Source organism: Bacillus sp. 1735sda2 (assembly GCF_024159245.1).
Lineage (GTDB): Bacteria > Bacillota > Bacilli > Bacillales > Bacillaceae > Bacillus > Bacillus pumilus_O.
In genome coordinates this window covers 222,308-242,989 of record NZ_JAMYWZ010000001.1, presented here as the reverse complement: position 1 = coordinate 242,989, position 20,682 = coordinate 222,308, and the positions used below count along the sequence as shown (strand labels likewise).

Annotated in this window: 20 protein-coding genes; 8 read left to right on the top strand and 12 right to left on the bottom strand. The window is 42.5% G+C overall.

The features are described from left to right. Window positions 1–36: 36 nt before the first annotated feature. From NKR21_RS01355 to NKR21_RS01340, 4 genes are read left to right on the top strand one after another with little or no spacing between them, the layout of a single operon-like run. Window positions 37–1,155, top strand: coding sequence for a PTS fructose transporter subunit IIC (locus NKR21_RS01355; protein WP_012008792.1), 1,119 nt, complete (start codon window positions 37–39; stop codon window positions 1,153–1,155). A gap of 28 nt (window positions 1,156–1,183) precedes the next feature. Further along, window positions 1,184–3,847: a mannosylglycerate hydrolase gene (gene mngB, locus NKR21_RS01350; RefSeq protein ID WP_144457208.1), complete on the top strand. Its 2,664-nt coding sequence runs from the start codon at window positions 1,184–1,186 to the stop codon at window positions 3,845–3,847. 57 nt (window positions 3,848–3,904) lie between these two features. Next, window positions 3,905–4,789 carry an ROK family protein gene (locus NKR21_RS01345; protein ID WP_012008790.1) on the top strand — a complete coding sequence of 295 codons (885 nt, stop codon included), beginning with the start codon at window positions 3,905–3,907 and terminating at the stop codon, window positions 4,787–4,789. After that, window positions 4,786–6,705: a BglG family transcription antiterminator gene (locus NKR21_RS01340; RefSeq protein WP_119124353.1), complete on the top strand. Its 1,920-nt coding sequence runs from the start codon at window positions 4,786–4,788 to the stop codon at window positions 6,703–6,705. The genes NKR21_RS01345 and NKR21_RS01340 overlap by 4 nt, the downstream gene beginning before the upstream one ends. 58 nt (window positions 6,706–6,763) lie before the next feature. On the opposite strand, the gene arr is transcribed toward NKR21_RS01340, so the two are convergent. Beyond that, on the bottom strand, window positions 6,764–7,180 hold the full coding sequence (gene arr / locus NKR21_RS01335) for an NAD(+)--rifampin ADP-ribosyltransferase (protein ID WP_144457211.1): 417 nt from the start codon (window positions 7,178–7,180) through the stop codon (window positions 6,764–6,766). 158 nt (window positions 7,181–7,338) lie between these two features. On the opposite strand from arr, the gene NKR21_RS21245 reads away from it, so the two are divergent. Continuing rightward, on the top strand, window positions 7,339–7,446 hold the full coding sequence (locus NKR21_RS21245; RefSeq protein WP_119125666.1) for a DUF3967 domain-containing protein: 108 nt from the start codon (window positions 7,339–7,341) through the stop codon (window positions 7,444–7,446). 32 nt (window positions 7,447–7,478) lie between these two features. Then, window positions 7,479–7,799 (top strand): hypothetical protein, encoded by a 321-nt coding sequence (locus NKR21_RS01330; RefSeq protein ID WP_225970043.1) that lies wholly within the window; start codon window positions 7,479–7,481, stop codon window positions 7,797–7,799. Window positions 7,800–7,806: 7 nt separating this feature from the next. Here the strand turns inward: NKR21_RS01330 and NKR21_RS01325 are convergent, their stop codons facing one another. From NKR21_RS01325 to licT, 4 genes are all read right to left on the bottom strand, one after another. Continuing rightward, on the bottom strand, window positions 7,807–8,544 hold the full coding sequence (locus NKR21_RS01325; RefSeq protein WP_119124351.1) for a hypothetical protein: 738 nt from the start codon (window positions 8,542–8,544) through the stop codon (window positions 7,807–7,809). Window positions 8,545–9,014: 470 nt separating this feature from the next. Continuing rightward, a complete protein-coding gene (locus tag NKR21_RS01320) occupies window positions 9,015–10,436 on the bottom strand; it encodes a glycoside hydrolase family 1 protein (protein ID WP_012008785.1) in 1,422 nt (473 codons plus the stop codon). Between the two features lie 18 nt (window positions 10,437–10,454). Further along, window positions 10,455–12,314 carry a beta-glucoside-specific PTS transporter subunit IIABC gene (locus NKR21_RS01315; RefSeq protein ID WP_144457213.1) on the bottom strand — a complete coding sequence of 620 codons (1,860 nt, stop codon included), beginning with the start codon at window positions 12,312–12,314 and terminating at the stop codon, window positions 10,455–10,457. A gap of 235 nt (window positions 12,315–12,549) precedes the next feature. Next, window positions 12,550–13,386 carry a BglG family transcription antiterminator LicT gene (gene licT / locus NKR21_RS01310; RefSeq protein ID WP_088003787.1) on the bottom strand — a complete coding sequence of 279 codons (837 nt, stop codon included), beginning with the start codon at window positions 13,384–13,386 and terminating at the stop codon, window positions 12,550–12,552. 185 nt (window positions 13,387–13,571) lie between these two features. Between licT and NKR21_RS01305 the strand changes: the two genes are divergently transcribed. Beyond that, window positions 13,572–13,772 (top strand): hypothetical protein, encoded by a 201-nt coding sequence (locus NKR21_RS01305; RefSeq protein ID WP_012008782.1) that lies wholly within the window; start codon window positions 13,572–13,574, stop codon window positions 13,770–13,772. Between the two features lie 34 nt (window positions 13,773–13,806). Here the strand turns inward: NKR21_RS01305 and NKR21_RS01300 are convergent, their stop codons facing one another. Both NKR21_RS01300 and trhO read right to left on the bottom strand, forming a co-directional pair. Next, window positions 13,807–15,426 carry a glutamate/serine transporter AimA gene (locus NKR21_RS01300; RefSeq protein ID WP_119124350.1) on the bottom strand — a complete coding sequence of 540 codons (1,620 nt, stop codon included), beginning with the start codon at window positions 15,424–15,426 and terminating at the stop codon, window positions 13,807–13,809. Between the two features lie 326 nt (window positions 15,427–15,752). After that, a complete protein-coding gene (gene trhO / locus NKR21_RS01295) occupies window positions 15,753–16,721 on the bottom strand; it encodes an oxygen-dependent tRNA uridine(34) hydroxylase TrhO (protein ID WP_012008780.1) in 969 nt (322 codons plus the stop codon). A 189-nt stretch (window positions 16,722–16,910) separates the two neighbouring features. On the opposite strand from trhO, the gene NKR21_RS01290 reads away from it, so the two are divergent. Beyond that, window positions 16,911–17,993: an iron-containing alcohol dehydrogenase family protein gene (locus tag NKR21_RS01290; RefSeq protein WP_144457267.1), complete on the top strand. Its 1,083-nt coding sequence runs from the start codon at window positions 16,911–16,913 to the stop codon at window positions 17,991–17,993. A 39-nt stretch (window positions 17,994–18,032) separates the two neighbouring features. Here the strand turns inward: NKR21_RS01290 and NKR21_RS01285 are convergent, their stop codons facing one another. The 5 genes from NKR21_RS01285 to NKR21_RS01265 form a co-directional block, all read right to left on the bottom strand. Beyond that, window positions 18,033–18,860, bottom strand: a complete 828-nt coding sequence (locus NKR21_RS01285; protein ID WP_012008778.1) for an aldo/keto reductase — start codon at window positions 18,858–18,860, stop codon at window positions 18,033–18,035. A gap of 81 nt (window positions 18,861–18,941) precedes the next feature. Then, a complete protein-coding gene (locus NKR21_RS01280) occupies window positions 18,942–19,289 on the bottom strand; it encodes a DUF5301 domain-containing protein (RefSeq protein WP_238389135.1) in 348 nt (115 codons plus the stop codon). 16 nt (window positions 19,290–19,305) lie between these two features. Continuing rightward, on the bottom strand, window positions 19,306–19,767 hold the full coding sequence (locus tag NKR21_RS01275; protein ID WP_012008777.1) for a 2-thiouracil desulfurase family protein: 462 nt from the start codon (window positions 19,765–19,767) through the stop codon (window positions 19,306–19,308). Then, window positions 19,764–20,009 carry a hypothetical protein gene (locus NKR21_RS01270; protein ID WP_041815128.1) on the bottom strand — a complete coding sequence of 82 codons (246 nt, stop codon included), beginning with the start codon at window positions 20,007–20,009 and terminating at the stop codon, window positions 19,764–19,766. Before NKR21_RS01270 ends, NKR21_RS01275 begins: the two co-directional genes overlap by 4 nt. A 110-nt stretch (window positions 20,010–20,119) precedes the next feature. Then, entirely contained in the window at window positions 20,120–20,578 is a 459-nt protein-coding gene (locus NKR21_RS01265) for a MarR family transcriptional regulator (RefSeq protein WP_003216997.1), read from the bottom strand. Window positions 20,579–20,682: the final 104 nt, after the last annotated feature.

Below are 20,682 nucleotides of genomic sequence, written 5' to 3'. Positions count from 1 at the left end.
ACGTGAGCAATGCCATATAGAAAGGAGCAAAGCAAAATGAAAGCAAAATTAAAAGTCATTGAAGGCCATCTCATGACCGGTATCTCTTATATTCTTCCTGTGATCATCGGTGCCTCCCTTATCGTTGGTTTAGCAAAACTAGTCGGTTTAGGATTTGGTGTTTCAGATTTAAACGCCTATAAGGATGCTGGCGGCATATTGCACGGTGCTTATTTAATGGAGCAGGTTGGCTGGACAGGCATTGGCTTAATGAACGTCCTACTCGCTGGATTTATCGCCTATTCGATTGCGGATAAATCAGGGCTTGCAGCTGGGTTCATCGGCGGTGCCCTTGCCAGCTCAACGAATGCTGGATTTATCGGTGCCGTTATTGCAGGCTTCTTCGCAGGATATGTCGCTCTTTTTGTGAAACGAAAAATTCAAATTCAAGGCTCCGCAGCCGGACTTGTTCCTCTGCTCATCTTACCGCTTATTACCGTTGGCTTAACTGGACTTCTCATGTCCGTTCTGCTGGGCGGGCCATTAGGCGCTTTGAACACGGCATTAATTGAATGGATCAAAGGTATGGTCGCTGACGGGACAAGCACACTTGCACTCGCTCTCATTTTAGGTGCGATGATTGGCTTTGACCTTGGGGGACCAGTGAATAAATCGGCTTGGATGGCCGGTAACGCGCTCTTCCTATCAGGCATCTACCTCCCTGCCATTCTCGTCAATATTGCAATTGTCATTCCGCCGCTTGGATACGGGCTTGCAACACTGATTCGAAAACGCAATTTCTCTCCAACCTTTAGAGAAGCTGGACGTGGCAGTCTTGTCATGGGCATTATCGGTATTACAGAAGGGGCAATTCCTTTTACCCTTGTCAATCCTTTGAAATTGATTCCGCTCAATGTTGTCGCATGTGCTGCTGGAAGCGGAGTTGCTGCATTATTAGGTGTTCATGACATCATGCCGCCAATTGGCGGGCTATACGGCTTTTTCTCAGTCGGAAACTGGTGGGCCTATTTAATCGGAGCCCTCACTGGTGCACTCGTCATCGGTATTGGTGCCAACCTGCTTGTCAATTTCTCTGAGAAAAAAGAACCAAAAACACCGGAGCATGATCAGAAGCAGAAAGAAGAAGACGATTTTGACCTTGTACTAGAAGGATAATTTGCACATAGAAAGGTGTCGTTGATCAATGACTGTCAATGTACATGTGATTCCACATACTCACTGGGACCGGGAATGGTATTTCACCACCTCCCGCTCCCGTATCTACTTAATGAAAAGCGTAATGGACATTTTAGACACCCTTGAAACAGATGACAGGTTCCATTATTTCATGCTCGATGCCCAAGCATCCTTATTGGATGATTACTTGAAATGGCGCCCTGAGGATGAGAATCGAATCAAAAAGCTCGTCACAGCCAAACGTCTCATCATCGGCCCATGGTATACCCAAACCGACCAACTCGTCATTTCGGGTGAATCCATTGTACGGAACCTGCAATATGGAATTGAACGCTGTCAGCAGTTCGGTCATGTGATGAAAGTCGGCTATGTCCCTGACTCTTTCGGTCAATCCGCACAAATGCCTCAAATTTACCGCGGATTTGGTATTGTGGATACGGCTTTTTGGCGCGGCGTTTCAGATCATATGACGAATCACACCGAATTCAATTGGCAAGGTGCTGACGGAAGTGAAGTCTTTGCGGTGAACCTGCCATTTGGCTACTACTACGGTGGAAATATTCCTGAAAAGGATGAGGACTTACAAGCCTTTTTATCTGAAAAAATCGGTGCGTTGCAAGCAAAGGCCACCACAAAGAATGTCTATTTCCCAAATGGCTTTGACCAGGCACCCATCCGCAAAAATCTGCCTGACTTATTAGAAAAAGCCAATGAACTGGACGAGCATCACTATCAAATCAGCAGTTTAGAAGATTACATTGCAGCAGTGAAAAAAGAGCGGACATCTTTTGAAACATTACAAGGAGAGCTCATTCATGCGAAGCACATGCGAATTCACAAATCTATTTTTTCAACACGAGCTGATTTAAAAATCTTAAACAACCAAATTGAAAACTATCTTGTCAATGTGATGGAGCCGATCCTCACGATCAGCTATTCACTCGGACACGACTACCCGCATGACACGGTTCGTGATATTTGGTACCTCATGTTTGAAAATGCAGCGCATGACAGCATTGGCGGATGTAATAGTGATACAACGAATCAAGACGTCTTTTTCCGCTACAAGCAGGCAAAGGAAATCGCCGAGAACCTTGTGGACCTACACATGCGCCTCATTGCCATTCGACTGCAAACTGAGCAAGAAATTACACTCACATTATTTAATACCTTGCCTTCAAAACGTTCTGAAGTCATTGAAGTCGAAACCTTTATCACGGAACGTCCATTTACACTAAAGGATGCACATGGGAGAACACTTGCGTACACAGTGAAAAGCAAAACCAATGTCACAGATTATGTGCTGGCACAGCAAATTTCCCTTAACCCAAGTAAAGAAGTGTACATGCCAAAGCAGGTATGGAAAGCCGTTTTACTGATCGAAGCCACCAGCTTACCATCCGTTGGTTATACACAAGTCAGCATGGTTTTCGATGAATCGAGCGAATCTGTATGGGAACAAACAGACGGACATGCGATTGAAAATACGTACTACCGCATTACGGCAAACGACAATGGGTCACTGGACATCACAGATAAACAAACTGGCCGGACATTCTCTGAGCAAATGATCTTTGAAGACAATGGAGACGATGGGGATTCCTACAACTATTCCCCGCCGCGCGAGGATCTGTATGTGTCATCCAAGGATCTTTCTTCGGCTGACATCAAAGTGTCTAAAAGCGGCTTGCAAGAAGAGCTCACCATCCAACTGACTCTTACTGTCCCATATGATTTAAAAGAGCGCTCTCAGCAATCGGTTACGACTTCACTTCCGATTACAGCGAAGGTGGCATTAAACAAAGATGAGCCTGTCATCCGTTTTCATGTCGATGTCGACAATCATGCGTTAGACCATCGTCTGCGTGTCCTCTTTGATACAGGCATCGCATCAAAAGTATCACTGAGCGATCAGCAGTTTGGAACCATCGAACGCCCAACTGAGCTCACGCAAGAGCTTGAATGGTGGAACAATGAACATTGGGAAGAAAAACCGATCACCATTGAACCGATGCAATCCTTTACTGCACTTCGTGATGAAGCATACGGTGTCGCTCTATTGACGGACTGCGTGAGAGAATACCAGATCACAGGAGAAGACTATACAACGATTGCATATACGCTCTTCCGCTGTTTCGGAAAAATGGGGAAAGAAAACCTCCTTTACCGTCCAGGTCGCGCATCTGGTGAAAAAATTGTGGAGACACCTGACGCTCAGCTGCAAGGGGCACTGTCGTTCTCATTTGGCATGCACTATAGCAAGGACGCTGTCAGCGAGGGGCACTTAGCACAGCTCGCCAAGCGGTATACCACACCAGTTCAATGCTACGAACGGGCAGATTTTTTAAACGGGCGTTTAATTTTCTCTTTCCGAGATGAAAAAGAAGACTTACAATCTACTTATAGCCTGCTTGACATCGAAACAGACGGAGCCATTCTTAGTGCTCTGAAAAAAGAAGAGCATGGAACAGGCATTGTCATCCGTCTGTTCAATCCATTTTTGACGCGTCAAACAGCCGCTTCAATCAATAGTTCATCTCTACAACACGGAGAAACAGCGAATTTAGGCGAAACACCTGAAGGACATATACTCAAAGCACAACATGGATCATTACACATTGAACCGCTCACACCTTGTCAGGTACAAACCTACATTGTAAAGAAAAAATGAACATGTAGGGGCGGGATCCATTTGGATTCCGCCCCTCTTTAATGGAGGGCATTGATCATGCGAATTGGAGGCATTGAAGCAGGCGGAACAAAATTTGTCTGCGGCTACGGAACAACAGACGGAACGATTGAACACATGACTTCCTTTGCAACAGGAAATCCAATTGAAACATGCCAGCAAGTGATCGATTACTTTACAAAGCATCCAGTCGATGCCATTGGCATTGGGGCGTTTGGGCCCGTCGATGTAAAAGAGCACAGCCCAAGCTATGGGACGATTTTAGAGACACCCAAAACAGCTTGGCGCCAATTCCCTTTCCTCTCTACCTTAAAACAAGCCCTTGGGCTCCCGATGAAGCTTGATACCGATGTGAACTGTGCAGCACTCGGGGAAGCCCGCTTTTCGCTTGAAGCAGAAAAGCCTGCTTCTTTGGTCTATATCACTGTAGGAACTGGGATAGGTGGCGGTGCCTATATTGAACATCGCCTCATTCACGGGTTGCTGCATCCAGAAATGGGTCATATCACAGTACAGCGGCACCCTCATGATTCCTACGGTGGCTGCTGCCCTATACATCATGATTGTTTAGAGGGACTGGCATCTGGACCTGCCATAGAAGGACGTTACCATACACTGGCCCCCATGCTGCCAGAGGACCATCCTACTTGGTCACTTCACGCCTACTATCTCGGGCAGATGACCGCCAATCTATTACTCACCCTTTCACCAGAACGCATCATTCTAGGCGGAGGTGTCATGAAACAGCCCGCTATGCTGCCGCTCATTCTTGAGGAAACAGAAAAGCGGCTTCATGGGTATTTACAACTACCAAAGCCTTTAAATAAAATTATCACCAAGCCATCCTTTGATGGATTATCAGGTTTAATGGGCGCTATCGCTCTTGGTACTGATGCCTTACAGGCAAAAGGAGCCGCGCAATGATGATGACGGCAGATCCTCGAACCTATCAGCTGATCCAGCGGCTATTCGAAACGAAGGGGTTCGTGAAGCTAGAGGAGCTCACTGCCTCTTTTCGCTTATCTGACCGATCCATCCGTCATTTAATCAAAGAAGCAAATGAGCAATTAAAGGAAGCTGGAGCCAAGATTAAAACGATCCGCGGAAAGGGATACACCCTATTAACGAGTGATCAAGATGCCTTCCTGCTTTGGCTTCATCAGCAGAAACTTCCTGCCCGCTCACTCGTCCCCGTCATGCCAGAAGAGCGTGTACGATTCATCATGAGGAAGCTATTGCTTCAACAGGATTACTTAAAAATTGACCAGCTAGCCGAAGAATTGTTTATCAGTCGCATGACAGTCAGCAGTGATTTAAAAAAAGGACGAGAGCTGTTAGCCCGTTACGGTATGGCTCTTGTGTCAAAGCCCGGATTTGGCTTGAAAATCGAAGGAGACGAGCTACAAAAAAGAACATGCTATGCAGACTTACTCCTTGAAGAAGAGCCTGCGCTTTCTCATATCACCGAGCGGGAGCAGCTCCATTTTCCTGATATTTCTCTTGAAACCATTCGATCTATTGTTTTGACGAACCTGCATCAAGAGTCATTGCTCATTAAAGACATTGCCTTAAAAAACTTAGTCATTCACTTAGCGATTGCGATTCAGCAAACACGAAAAAACCAGCGGATACCCGCCAGTACCGCTCGTACACAACGATCACCTGTTTTGGTGAGAATTGCTCAAAAGATCATACATCAAGTGAGTGATACCTTTCATGTCACCTTGTCAGAGGATGAAACAGATTACTTAGTCATGCATCTATTGGCAAATCAAACGTGGAAAGAAGCCGCCCAGCATCAGACGACAGTGGAGGTTCAGCAGGCGGTTGCGGTCTTTCTACAGCACATTGAGAAAATGAGCGGCCATCGATTTGCAGATGACAACATCCTGCAGCAAGACTTGATGCTTCATATGAAACCATTATTAAATCGAATCCAATATGGCGTATCCTTACAAAATCCGCTGTTGCATGAAATCAAAACATCCTATCCATACCCGTTTGATTTGGCTGTCAGCGGGCTGAATGCCTTACAACTGGTGCGGACGCCAAATGAAGATGAGGCGGCATATGTTGCCCTGCATATCGCTGCTTCATTTGAAAGAAGTCAGCTCGACACCTCGCAAAAAAAGAAAGCGATTATCGTGTGCGGGTCTGGATTAGGGACGGCAAGACTGCTTGAAATTAAGTTGAAGACAGCCTTTCAGCATGAACTGGACATCGTCGAGCTTTATTCCTATCAGGATTATCTCATGAGCACCACCCTTCCCTGTGATGTCATCATTACAACGGTCCCACTCGCATCAAAGGGAAAACCAGTGATACAGGTCAGCGCCTTTTTTGAACAACATGATGTACAGCAAGTGAATGAGGTCATTCATTTATTAAATGGACACGGGACTCCCTCGCAAGAACTGATGGCGTTTTTTCAAGAACGATTGACCATATTGAATGCTGACCTATCCGGTAAGGAAGAGGTATTAGACGCATTATGCAGCCGTTTAGAAACGTATCACCTAGTATCGCCTTCTTTTCGATCCTCGGTGCTTGAGCGGGAGCAAATGTCATCTACCTATCTTGGAAAAGGAATTGCCATGCCGCACCCGCTCATCACAAATGAAGGCACATCCTGCGTAGCCATTGCACACTTAAAACAGCCGATTGATTGGCAGGGAAACCAAGTATCACTTGTCTTTTTATTAGCCATTCATAAAGATGACGCAGCCTACATGAATCAATTCTTTGAACAGGCCGTCGATTTACTGGACAATCCAAACCGCATTCACTCCCTGAATCAATCAAAAACATTTGATGAGCTAATGAATGCGTTGTTTCAATAAGATCAAACAAAAGGCCGCCCAGTTGTTGATGAGGCGGCCTTCGTGTGATTGAGAATCATCAATCGTATATGACATTTTTTCCTTCTTCACTTAATTTCTTTAAAGAGCTCAGCATATGTTCAATTTCTTCATCGGAATGTCTTTCCCATGAACCTAATTCTGCGACAATTTTCAAAGGGGATTTCGACCGATAAGAACGTGTTGGGTTGCCGGGAAATCTTTTGTCTGTCAAATTCGGATCATGTTCAAACTCGCCTAACGGTTCTACAAGATAAATTCTCTCTTTCGCATCAGATCTTGCTAATTCAGCACCCCATTTGGCTGCGTTTAATGTTCCGGTGAAATAAATATGGTTTGATTTTTTCTCCTGAAAATTGGATAAATACTGCGGTTCAAGCAGATCCCCAATCTTCAATTCTGCTTTCGTCCCATGAAAAAATGGACCAGGGTCTAAAACTTGTTGCTTGTCATTCATACAGCCACGCCCCTTATCGTTTTTGACTTGCGTATAACAGTATACGGCTTCATATGGGCGAGAAACAGTCTATAAATGAGATGATATTCGGGGTATAATGGAAGTAGAGAGTAAGATGGGATTTGTCACCTCCAGAAAGTTAAAAACAGCAAGAATACATACAAAGAAGTCTTATTAAAATAGATAAAAAGCTATTTCAAGCTATAAGAGAAACTCAAGAAACTAAAAAAATAATTGCGGCAACGAAGCAGGTTGAAAAAACATAATCATTTAAATTTTTCAGGAAAGGTGTAATGAGATGATGAAAGATAGGGATAAGATTTGTCATATTTATGCTCAAAAAAGTTGGCATATGGATTCTTATATTATTGGTAATCGTGAGGGTTTAATAGAATTAAAGAGTGCTATTGACCAAGCATTGAAAAGTAATGTTGGTCAAGCTGAATTGTTTCCATCAGATTTAGAGGATTATACAACTTACGTTGCTTTAGTCGATGACAAGGAAGAGTTGGATTCACTTATTATGCCTTACATTGATGAGGATAATGATGATGAAAACTTGATACATCCAGTTGATATAGTTACAAGTCATGAAGAGAAAAAAACCCCTAAAAATTAGGGGTTTTTTAGTGTAATATTGTTTCTCCTGGACTTGCTTTGTATTTCTTTGGTACTGATGCTCTGAGAGCATGGTGTATTTTATCTTTTGGGGCTACATGGAAATGCCAATACCAAGTTGAAGTTTTTGGTATTAAAGGGATTTTTCCATTGTCTACAGCAAATACTCTTGTTGTTTTTTTCTTTCCTTTGTGTAGGACGACAACTAAACTTCTAAGTTGTCCTTTATCATTTCTTACATCCCATTTAATTTTGTAATTTTTACCGAATCCTTTTATTCGATTTTTTAGATATTTAAGTGCTGTTCTTGCGCCTTTTGATCTGATGGCCATTAAAGCTACTCTTCCTACGGTCATTGCGATTGGTACGAAGAATATTGGTAGTGCTTGTGTTGTGATTTCACTCTGACTACTTTTGGAGTCAAGTTGTTTCATTCGGTTTTCTAAAGCTAAAAATTCTTCATTGTTGAAATATTGATCGATCACTTTATTTTGTTCTGACTCTGTCATGTTTTCAAATTCTTTTTCTGTAAATGGAAGGCTTTCTATGTATTCCCCCATTTTCATTTCAAGTTCGTCTAATTCTTTGTTAGCTTGTTCATTTTGTAGAACCGTCGGTGTTACTAACGCTTCTAATTCTTGTGAATGGATAGAGTGTGTTTCTGCTGATGCTTCTGATGAAAATGGAGACCCTATTGATATGACAAGCGCTAGGGTAATTAGGACTAAGAGTGTTTTTTTGAACATTTTGTTTATATTCCTCCTTTTGTATTAAATTCCAAAATCAAGGTTATCAAATCAAAATGAGTGTATCAATATATTTAAGATAGATTTAAGAAAATTACTTTTTTGGTTGCGGTGTCCGCAATCATTTTTTTATTTTTTAGAACTTCGTTTTGATGAAAATTTCTGTGGTAGACAAATGATACAAGCCGAAATGCATATGGTCCTTAACAATGGCGCAAGATATTCTCAACACAATAGCAAAGAAAGCTATATCAGTTTTTTTACAAAGTAGCGCAATGTTTATACAGGCAGGCCTTCCACCTGATGTAGCATTCGAAACAGCAAAATTTCTTCGGATTATAAAAGAAAGTAGTTTATTAGGCTGTTAAAATCAGGCTATCTTTTTAAAACAACTCAAATAATATGATCTTGCCAATAAAGTGAAATCAAAAAAGCCAACCACCTCATAAGGTGATTGGCTTTTTCATATGTTATTCCCCGATGTTCTCTCCATTTTGCTGAATTAATGTTTCATACCAGTAAGAGCTCTTTTTACGAATTCTCTTCAGGTCTTTTAGGTCAAATTCATCACGGTTGACGTAGATGAATCCGTAGCGCTTGGAGCATCCTTGGTGTGTGCTGATTAGATCGATTGCAGACCACGGGCAGTATCCGAAGACCTCAACGCCGTCTGTGATCGCCCATTTGATTTGTTCGATATGTTTTTCTAAATAATCAATTCGATAGTCATCTTGAATCGATCCATCTTCTTCTAATTTGTCGAAAGCACCCAATCCGTTTTCCGTGATAATAAGAGGTAACTGATAACGGTCATAAATCTCTCGCATCGTTGATCGGAAGCCGACAGGGTCAATCTCCCAGCCAAACGCATTTTTACTTAGGTACGGGTTGTTGCCGCCTTTATATACGCCATCTTCACCAGATTTCAAATGCTGATCTCCGCCGCGAGCAAATTCATCGTTGCCATCTCCTTTACTCGCTTCAACCGTTTGAGATGTGTAGTAGTTAAAGGCAATGAAGTCTGGCTTCGCACTTTTCAAAATATCCATATCTCCCTCTTCAATGACAGGAAGAATGTCTTTTTCTTTCATGTATGCCCAAGCAAGGTTGTTATAGCGGCCGTAGACAGCCATATCAAGATACAGCCAGTTGCGGATCGCATTGTAATTCGCCGCAGCAAGTACATCCTCAGGCTTTGGAGAAGCCGGATAAATGAGCGCAATGTTTGGCGCTGGTCCAATTTTCGCTTCAGGCAGCATTTGATGACAAAGCGTCATGGCTTTCGCTTGAGCGACGAGCATATGATGGTTCTGCTGATACAGTTCTTTTTTCGGATTTTCTAAATTTGGATCAAGTGTACCGAGCGCTGATCCATGTAAGATCATCATGTTTTGTTCATTAATGGTCAGCCAATATTTCACCTTCTGACCATACTCCTGAAATAGAACCTTTGCATACCGTTCAAACGCATCGACTGTCGCACGATTTGACCAACCGCCTTTTACTTGAAGTGCATGAGGCAGATCAAAATGATACATTGTCACGATTGGTTCAATATCATAACGGCGCAACTCATCGATGAGAGAATGGTAGAATTCAATCCCCTTTTGATTGATCTCCCCATCTCCATTTGGAATGATCCGTGTCCATGCAATAGAGAAACGATAAGCCTTCAAACCCATTTCTGCAAACATCTTCACATCCTCTTTATAGCGGTGATAGTGATCGCTTGCGACTTTAAAATCTGTTGTTCCTTCAGGATAACTTGCTCTCATATCAATGACAGATGGCCCTTTGCCATCCTCGTTCCATGCACCTTCTACTTGATAGGCGGAAGTAGATCCGCCCCAGAAAAAGTCCTTTGGAAATGGTGCTAGTGTTGAATATCTCATATTTTTTCCTCCTTTTGATTAAACGAGATGTAAAAATGATTGTCCTGGTGTGATTTGTTTTTCTTCTGTTTCTATGATATCGCTAAACTCACCTGAATTGGTAATAATCACTGGTGTTGTGACGGACAGGCCGGAAGCTTGGATGGCTTCAATATCGAACTCCGCAAGCAACTCGCCCTCAGTGATGGTTTGCCCCTGTACGACTTTCGGGGTAAAATGCTGCCCGCCTAATTGTACGGTATCAAGTCCAATGTGAATGAGCACTTCTGCTCCGCTTTCAGAAGTAAGACCGTACGCATGACCTGTTGGGAACACCGTTGTCACAACTCCTGATACTGGTGCAAACAGCTTGCCTTCTGATGGAATGATGGCTGCACCCTTTCCTAGTGCACCGGATGAGAATGCCTTATCCTGCACTTCCTCCAGCTTGATCACCTCACCCTTTAAAGGACTTTTCACATGAGCTGCTTTGACCCCATGTTCGTTTTCCAATGTTGGCGCGGCAGCCGGTGCTGGCGTTTCATCTTCATCTACTGGATCCTTAAATCCAATCAAGTAAGTCAAGACGATGGATAGAACAAACGAGACCGAGATTCCCATGATGAATCCTGTAAACCCTTGTCCGTAGAAAATCGGAAGTGTCAGTAAACTTGGAAGTCCTGACGCAATCGCAATACTTTGTGAATAACCGATGATCGCACCGCCGACCCCAGCAGAGATAACGGCTGCAATAAATGGTTTTTTCAAACGAAGCGTGACCCCGTATACAGCTGGCTCTGTGATCCCAAACACGGCAGAAACCGCTGTCGATCCAGCCAATGATTTCAGCTTTTTATTTTTTGTTTTCAGCATAACACCGATAGAAGCACCGGCTTGTGAAAATACAGCTGGCGCAGTCGCCGGCTTAATATGGTCTTTTCCATGGACAGCGATATTATTTAAAATGACTGGCACTAGACCCCAGTGGATACCGAAGATCACAAGAACCTGCCATGCCATCGCAATTAAAGCACCTGCAAGTGTAGGACTAAAGGAGAATACTTTCAGCAAGACAGCGGCAATGCCGTTCCCTGCATACACACCAAATGGTCCGAATACAATGAGTGTCAACGGAACAACCGTGACAAGTAAGATCAGTGGTGTAATAAAGTTTTTGACACTTTCATGAATGACTTTGTTAAAGAAACGTTCGATATATCCCATGACAAACACTGCCAAAATGATTGGAATAACCGTTGATGTATAAGACATTAAGACGACTGGAATACCGAAGAAGGTCACATCTCCGCCGCCTTTTGACAATTCTTGAATGGTAGGGTAAATAAGTGCACCAGCAATCGTCACAGCGACAAATGGATTCGCTTTAAACTTCCTCGCCGAAGTGAATGCGAGCAGTAATGGCAAGAAGTAGAACAAGCTGTCAGACGCAGCAAATAAAATTTGATACGACGTATCTTCAGGTGTTAACCATTTCGCATTGATACATATACCTAATAGACCTTTTAAAATACCAGCACCCGCCATAACACCGAGAAGTGGTGTGAAAATACCAGAGACAATGTCGACGAATTTTCCGAAAAGGCTCGTGCTCTCTCCACCAGATTTTGCAGATGAAGAAGTGGACTCCTCTAATAGATTCGTAAACTCCCCAATCTTTCGATAAACCTCTGGTACAGTATTCCCAATGACGACTTGAAATTGACCACCGCTTTCCATAACGGTCACAACACCATTTAATTTTTCAATGGCTGCTTTGTCTGCTTTTGATCGGTCATTTAATGTGAAGCGAAGTCTCGTAGCGCAATGGACCAGTGAATGAACGTTTTTCTCTGTGCCAATGTGTTTCATAATGTCTTCTGCTAATTGACGATAACTCATACAAAAACCCCCTTTTTTTCAAAAAAATACGTTTTTAGGCAAAATAAAAACCTAAACGGGCACCAAAAATAGTCGCAACTTGCTATTGCGCTTTTTCAGTGAACGTTTAGGTTTTGCCTGCCGAACAGTCACAATCCTCTAAGACGATCATTGTGAAACCGTATTTTTTTATGTTTATGAGCAAATAGTACCACTCAACTTTTCTCATGTCAACGCTTTCTTTTCAAAACTACCTTTAATTTTCTCGTTTGATCAATCGATTCAAATGAATAGAAAGATACAGCATCTCCTCTGATGTAAGGTCTCGGTGATAGGTTTGATAGACGTATTCTGCGATTTTCTTTGCACATTCGTATGCCTTTGGATATTTTACCTTGATCAGCTGATACAAGTCCTGATCTTCGCTGACAAGCATTGTTTCGTTAATCAGACGCTGGACGAAAAAGCGTAAATGCGTGAGAAAACGATAAAAGTTGAGTGAGTCTTCATCAAATTCCATATTGAGGTGATATTTCACAATGGTGAGAATGGCATTTACTTCTTTTGTGATATTGACCGTTGTATTCATGTCCTCATTGAGCTCTGCATTAATGATATGCATAGCAATAAAGCCTGCTTCATCCTCAGGCAATTCAATATGTAGACGCTCTTCAATCATCTCAAGGCAGTCCTTTGCGACAAGAAATTCATCTTTGTATAAGCGTTTAATCTCCCAAATGAGCGAATTCTCAATGAGATGATTTTTCTTCAATCGTTCGATGGCGTAATGAATATGGTCTGCGAGTGATACATGCAGACTTTCGTTTAATCTTCGGTTCAGTTTTGTATGTGCATATTGAATCATTTCTTCGGTCACCTTGACCACATCATACGGAACCTCCAGAAGCAGCATTTTCATCCGCTCATGAACGGAATGATCCTCTAGGCGGAAGACTTTATCGATTAATGATTCGTCTACCGGATCCCCAGGTCGCCGCTGGAACGCGATACCTCTCCCCATGACGACGATTTCTTTTCCTTGTTCATCTATTACACTAATGACATTATTGTTTAGAACTTTTTGTATTTGCAACCCCAAACACCTCCGTCTATGAACCACAATCTTCACTCAAAATATGCTCTCATCTTAACACAACTGTCAAATCACTTGGTGTTTTTATCTGACTTTGGCAATAGATTTCACCATGATTATACCCTTTCATAGCTGGTCTGATCCTTCAATTGACTGCATACAATACTCCAAGGAGGTGACCTTCAGTGAAGGCTTTTTTCTGGTCAGCATCATTTTTATTCATGCTTCTATTCACACTCGTTTTTCTAGGAATCGTGTTTTTGCTTAGTGGACAAGGTATGAATCTACTTTGGAAGTATGTGCTCATCTCATTTGTCACAGCAGCTGTTTTGCGCGGTGTGACCACTTGGCTCAGGCAGCGTGTGATGCATCATTTATCAAAATAAAACGGCTGCCCATGATATTCAGGCAGCCGTTCCTTTATTCTTTAGATGATGCGGCTTCTTGCGAAGAAGTGCGCAGCTCATCATTGATTTTTTTCGCATCCTCTAGAAATTCTGTTTCAAATCCACTTTTGAGTGCCCACATATAAAACAGCAAGGAAACCACTGTAATAAGAGCCATATCCCAACCATAATGAATGACATTATAACCGCCGAACTTGTCACTACCAAGGCAGGAAATGGTCATCATCACAAGTAAGTATACGACCATCCAAGCACCCGCTTTGACATTACGGCCGAAGCCTTTCCACTTCGATTTTGCTTGATAGTAAAAATAGATCGGAAGACCGATGAGAATAATGAATAGCACCTGACCTGTTAACGGCCATCTCGCCCAATAAAGCGTCAATGACGCAAAGACAAAACCGAGAGGAGCGATGATGCTGAGTCCTTTTATTCGAAGCGGACGATATAAATCTGTCCCTGTCTTTCTCAGCGTCATGACCGTTACTGGTCCTGTCAGATAAGAAATAAGTGTCGCAACTGATATGATTTCCGCTAGTACACCCCAGCCTCTAAATAAAAACAGAAAGATAAACGAGACAGCTAAGTTAAAAAACATCGCTGGACGAGGCACGCCATAAATAGGGTGCAGACGACCAAGTACACTTGGCATATACTTATTTTTTTCCATTCCATAAATCATGCGAGACGTCGTCGCTGTATACGTTATTCCTGTACCAGAAGGGGATACAAACGCATCTGCATATAAAATCAGAACCAGCCAGTTAATCCCAAGCGCAATGGCAAGGTCAGCAAATGGTGAGTTAAAATTCAAATGGCCCCATCCATTCACAATCATGGATGGATCGACAGCACCGATAAAGGAAATTTGTAAAAGTACATAAATAACAGTCGCAATCAAAATGGATCCAACAATCGCAATCGGAATGGATCGCCCTGGATTTTTCGCCTCACCCGCCATATTAATCGGGCTTTGGAAGCCATTGAAGGCAAACACAATTCCTGATGTCGCAACAGCTGTCAGCACACTCGCCCAGCCGTTAGGAGCAATACTTGTTCCAGAAGTAAAATTCTCACTATGAAAACCTACGAATAAGAGCGCACCAATGGTTAACCCTGGAATGACAATTTTAAACACAGTAATGAATGTATTCGCTTTTGAAAATAATCCTACTGTCCAGTAATTAAGTAGAAAGTAAATCACAAGCAGCACACTGGCGACCATGAGTCCTTCTGTCGTCAACACCCCTTTTGTGACCAAATGGGTTGTCCACTTTGCCCATTCCCAAGGCCAAGAACTCATATACTGGACAGAAGCCACCGCCTCAACCGGAATGACGGAGACAATAGCGATCCAGTTTGCCCAAGCCGCAATAAATCCTATAAAAGAGCCGTGTGAATATTGCGTATATTTCACCATTCCGCCTGCCTCTGGAAACATCGATCCGAGTTCACTATAAGACAAAGCGATAAATAAAATCACAACCATCCCAATCAACCAGGATAAAATAGCCGCAGGGCCGGCAATTTGAGCGGCACGCCAAGCACCGAATAGCCATCCTGAACCAATGATTGAGCCAAGACCTACCATCATTAAAGCGAAAGTTCCCATTCTACGATGTAAATGATTCATGTTCATAACACCTTTCGATTAAAATACAAAGCATGTGCCCAAATAAGCGCCTTTCTTTCATTGCAGTTCAACTTTTATTCAATTAACAAATATTTCTTTAACTAAATCTTTACCCTTGTTCATTTTTTCGCCTGCTTTATTATCTCTCAATTCTCCATTTTCTGAAATAGTCGAACATGCTTATTTCTCAAGAAAGCGTTTTTCCAATGATCAATCTAGTAGACTGAATAACTACCTTTACCCTTATTTTGAAAAAAACAAAACAAAAAAGAAAGAGGAAATGAATCCCTCTTTCTTCTGTATAGAAAAAAGGATAGAGGAGTCCTCTATCCTTGTGAGATCGCTTGTTCTTGTTCAATCACAGCTAATCTTTCTTGCACTTCTTCTTCAGACAGATTATGCTGTTTCACATATAGGTTACGTTCACTTGTACGACATTCATGGCTGCAGCTTCGCATATATTTATGCTCGCTTTCTTCTGTTGCAATCATTTTGCGGTTACATGCAGGGTTTGCACAGTTCACATAACGCTCGCAAGGCTCACCAGTGAAGAAATCTTTTCCGACAACCACATGCTCTGTTTGATTCACAGGCACTGTTAAGCGAGTATCAAACACGTAGCATTGACCATCCCAAAGCTTCCCTTGAACTTCCGGGTCTTTTCCGTACGTGACAATTCCGCCGTCAAGCTGAGATACATCTTCAAAGCCTTCACGCTTTAACCAGCCTGAGAATTTTTCACAACGTACACCACCTGTGCAATACGTCAGAATTTTTTTCCCTTCAAGAATCTCTTTATTGTCACGAATCCACTCCGGTAATTCACGGAACGTCTCAATATCAGGACGAACAGCCCCTCTAAAGTGACCAACATCAAACTCGTAATCATTACGTGCATCAATCACAACGGTATCAGGTGATTGCATTTGCTCGTAAAATTCAACCGGGCTAAGATGTTTACCTGTTAATTCTAACGGGTTCACATCATCTTCAAGGCTCAGATTCACTAGTTCATTTCGATGGCGGACGTGCATTTTTTTAAACGCATGACCGTCTGCTTCATCAATTTTGATCGGCATAGACGCAAAGCGCGGATCTTCTTTTAATGCTTCCATGTACTTGTCCGTTTGCTCAATGGTACCAGAAACCGTTCCGTTGATGCCTTCTGATGAGATAAGGATACGGCCTAATAATCCAAGTTCCTTACAGAATGCTAAATGCTCTGCTGTAAACGTCTCTGGGTCCTCGATGGGGACATATTGATAGTAAAGTAAGACTCGATATTGCTTTTCCATATATATAAACACCTCTTAAATTTAATCAAAACATACCGTTCTTTATCATACAGGAAATACATACCTAAAGGCAATGACAGCGACTCAATTCCATAAAACGGTAGGGTCTTTCTTCTCATATTTGACAGAACTTTCTGTAAAATGAGATGATCTATAAAATATGATGTTGTAAAGGAGTAGAACGCAATGATCCAGCCAGAAGATATCGTCAGAAGCGGTCCAAACCAATTTATTTCTCAAAAAGGCATTTATCATGAACTCGATTCACTTATTTCTTCATCCTTCCAGTCGCCCGCTGTCGTGACCGGATACGATTCATTTCATGCTTTTTCACAGTACACAAAGCTTCCGTCTCATTGGCCTGTTGTCCAGCACAAAGGATACAGTTCACCCAATGCCATCACTCGAATTGCAGAAGAACTGCAAGAGGCAGATGTGATCATTGGGATTGGAGGTGGCACAATTTTAGACACCGCCAAGTCAGTAGCTGAGGCTCTTCAAATTGAAGTCATCATGGTTCCAACCATCCCGGGTACATGTGCTGCATCTACACCGCTTAGCGTTATTTATGATGACAAGGGGAATTTCATGAGAGTTGATTACCATAAACGGTCCAGCTACCTCACCCTCATTGATCATACTTTTTTGCTCTCTTCTCCTCTTCCCTACCTTCAAAGTGGGATTGGGGATACGCTGGCTAAATGGTATGAAGCAGAAGCCATTATTCGAAATGCTAAGGATTCCTTGCCGCTCATGGTGCATGCTGCACTAAAACAGGCGGTATACGTGAGGGATATTCTTGTTTCCCATAGCAAAGAAGCTGTCCACAGCTTGCAAACGGGTCAGCTTTCGCAAGCATTTGCAGATGTAACGGATACCATTATTACATTAGCCGGCACGGTCGGCGGGTACGGGGGACGCTACGGCAGAATGGCAGGAGCTCACGCCATCCATAACGGATTGACATTTATTGAAGAAACACATCACGTATTGCATGGTCAAAAAGTGGCCTATGGCATTCTTGTTCAGCTTGCCGCAGAAAATCGAATGAGTGAAGTAGAAGAATTACTTGAACTTTATGAAACACTCGGGTTACCTAGAAATATGCGTGAGCTTGGCATCACAGCTCAGCTGGAAGAAGCCGCAAAAACAGTGGCAAACCATGCTGCACGAGCAGACGAAACCTTTTGCCTGATTGGTGACTATTCCAAAGAGCAAATTGTCGACGCCATTCAAGTCATTGAAAACGTATCAGCCTCAAAAAATCGTTAAATAAAAAGCACAGGCATGCCACCTGTGCTTTTCTTTCGATTAAAAATCAAAGTTATCTGGATCTGGACCTGTGCGCTCATCTTCATTCAGTTGATCGATGACGCCCATCTCATGTGCGGACAGCTCGAAATCGAAGACTTGTGTGTTTTCGATGATTCGGCTCTTCGTCACAGATTTTGGAATGGTGATAATACCATGCTGCAAGTCCCAGCGAAGAATAACTTGTGCCACGGATTTATCATGTTTTTTCGCAATATCCTGAAGAACAGGATGGTTCAGCAACTTCCCGCTGCCTAATGGTGACCATGCTTCTACATGAATCCCTTTCTCTTTGCAGTAGTCTCGTAAAGGCTCCTGCGTTAGCTTAGGGTGCAGCTCGATTTGGTTAACCATTGGCACAACTTCTGCTTCTTCTAATAGATCGTCTAGATGATGTTGATGGAAGTTACACACACCGATGGCCCGAACGCGTCCATCCTTATACAGCTTCTCTAGTGCTTTCCAAGTTTCTTTATATTTACCTTCAACCGGCCAATGAATTAAATAAAGATCTAATACATCTAGCCCAAGCTTGTTCATACTTGTTTCAAAGGCTTCAAGTGTTGATTCATAACCTTGATCACGATTCCACACCTTTGTTGTAATAAACAGATCATCGCGAGAGATGCCTGATTGCTGAATGGCTTTGCCTACCCCTTCTTCATTTTGATAGGCTGCTGCTGTATCGATGCTACGGTAGCCCGCTTCAAGAGCGTCTGTGACTGCATTTACAGCCTCATCCCCATCTTTTACCTGCCATACTCCGAAGCCTAGCTTCGGCATTTTTACTCCGTTTGCTAATGTGACTGTATCTGTTAATCCACTCATCAAACAAACCTCCGCTTCATTTTTGCTTACCAAGCACTATACCCGAATTTTCTATTGATCATGCATGAATGTGCGTTGGTGTTATTTGATATATTGTCCTATATCGACCTGATTGGCGTCAACGATTTGGTATTCGCTGGTTTGATCTTTCTTTTTAGAAAAATCATATGTGTCTAAATATGCCTGATCATAGAATGTCAGACCGTATGTTTCCTTCTTATTCTTATACACCCTGATCCAATAAGACTCTTTTGTGGCTTTTGTGGCTTCATTGGTTTTCTTTAATGTTACATCTGAAAGTTCCTTCAACAGCTTTTGAATGTCTTCTTTCTTGTCCAAAACAACACGTTCATGATCGTGCTCAATTTGAATCTTAGTCACCTTATTTTGCTCAATCGAGACCACATCATCGAATGTAGCATTGATCATAAAATAAATACAATTCCTATTGAAACAACGAAATCCAATCATCCTCTTCAGAGAACACTTGAATCCCGTGCTGTTTCAGCAAAGCGGACGTCACACCATCTCCCGCTTTTGTCTTCCCATTAAACTCTCCCTGATAAATCATCCGGCTCCCGCATGAAGGGCTATACTCTTTTAGCACAACCGCTGTTGCTTTCAGAGACTGAACCTGTTCCAGCGTGGCTTTTGCACCTTTTACATACATCTCTGTGACATCAGTTCCATGAACATCGACAACAGTAGCCTGTCCCCGCAAAACATCATGTCCATCTCCGCCAATGATCTCTGCCGGTGGTCTAGGCGTAGAGAAGCCGCCTAGCAGTTCAGGACAAACTGTCACAGCCTTTCCTTCCTGCACAAACTCTTCAATTCGCTGATCTAATCGATGGCTGCCATTATACCGAACTTTCAATCCAGCAAGACAAGCGCTGACCACAATCACGTCTGTTCCTCATTTTTATGGATTGAGCGTTTTTTACTGACTTTAAAATAAATATATACAGGCAGATAGAAGATCGTGTACCCTAAAAAGGGCAGGGCACAATACAAAACAGCCGCCCAAACAGGTTCTTCAACTCCTGTGATGCCAAAAAAGTAAACAAATAATAGCAAGCTGACAAACAATCCCACGAACGGCATGATGGTTGCTGACTTTCTAAAATTCTCCATCATTTCTTTCCCCAAAGAAGCTCCCTCCCTTTTTACATGATCACAAATAACGTCATTATATGTTAATTTTACCATATAAAAACCGAAACCATCTCCTTTTCTACGATGGTTTCGGTTTTTTCAATCTATATTTTTTCTTTCCATGCCTTTAAAAAGCGCTCAATGACTTGTAATTCATCTTCATGAAACTGCTGGAGAAATTCTAAGTAGGACGCGACAGCTTTCTCATGTAATTCATCATGCAGTGCCGCCAATTGCGTGCCTTTTTCTGTCAATGAATAGTAGACCGACTTCTTATCCCCTTGCCGGTGGCAATAGTCCACCATGCCTTTATCAATTAGTTTTTTCACAGCCTTTGTAATAGCAGGCTTTGATAGTTTCAGTTGTTGAGAAAGAAATGTATTATTTGATTCGTTTGGATTGGCTTGAATCATCGATAAAATGTGTAGCTGTGTGAGTGTCCAATCTTGCTTGAGTGTATCAGTCGTGGTAATCAGTGGATCTGTTGGATCATTCCTTCTCTTTTCCCTATGAATTATCAGATCTTGAATCGCTTTTAATACAATCTGCTCTTTAGTCTCCATCTGATACCTCCACTCTTAACTGGTTAATAAAATGGTACTAATAATTAAGATAGGAGTCAAAAGAAATGTCAGTGTGATAAAAAGAACAGGCCATCAGACCTGAA

Bases quoted from the DNA above. Each gene is read 5' to 3' on its own strand.
- NKR21_RS01340 (WP_119124353.1), top strand. From the start codon at position 4,786: ATGATGATGACGGCAGATCCTCGAACCTATCAGCTGATCCAGCGGCTA.
- trhO (WP_012008780.1), bottom strand. From the start codon at position 16,721: ATGGAAAAGCAATATCGAGTCTTACTTTACTATCAATATGTCCCCATC.
- NKR21_RS01300 (WP_119124350.1), bottom strand. From the start codon at position 15,426: ATGAATCATTTACATCGTAGAATGGGAACTTTCGCTTTAATGATGGTA.
- NKR21_RS01320 (WP_012008785.1), bottom strand. From the start codon at position 10,436: ATGAGATATTCAACACTAGCACCATTTCCAAAGGACTTTTTCTGGGGC.
- NKR21_RS01355 (WP_012008792.1), top strand. From the start codon at position 37: ATGAAAGCAAAATTAAAAGTCATTGAAGGCCATCTCATGACCGGTATC.
- NKR21_RS01285 (WP_012008778.1), bottom strand. From the start codon at position 18,860: ATGAGTGGATTAACAGATACAGTCACATTAGCAAACGGAGTAAAAATG.
- NKR21_RS01280 (WP_238389135.1), bottom strand. From the start codon at position 19,289: ATGATCAATGCTACATTCGATGATGTGGTCTCGATTGAGCAAAATAAG.
- NKR21_RS01330 (WP_225970043.1), top strand. From the start codon at position 7,479: ATGATGAAAGATAGGGATAAGATTTGTCATATTTATGCTCAAAAAAGT.
- NKR21_RS01265 (WP_003216997.1), bottom strand. From the start codon at position 20,578: ATGGAGACTAAAGAGCAGATTGTATTAAAAGCGATTCAAGATCTGATA.
- NKR21_RS01345 (WP_012008790.1), top strand. From the start codon at position 3,905: ATGCGAATTGGAGGCATTGAAGCAGGCGGAACAAAATTTGTCTGCGGC.
- mngB (WP_144457208.1), top strand. From the start codon at position 1,184: ATGACTGTCAATGTACATGTGATTCCACATACTCACTGGGACCGGGAA.
- NKR21_RS01315 (WP_144457213.1), bottom strand. From the start codon at position 12,314: ATGAGTTATCGTCAATTAGCAGAAGACATTATGAAACACATTGGCACA.
- arr (WP_144457211.1), bottom strand. From the start codon at position 7,180: ATGAATGACAAGCAACAAGTTTTAGACCCTGGTCCATTTTTTCATGGG.
- NKR21_RS01325 (WP_119124351.1), bottom strand. From the start codon at position 8,544: ATGTTCAAAAAAACACTCTTAGTCCTAATTACCCTAGCGCTTGTCATA.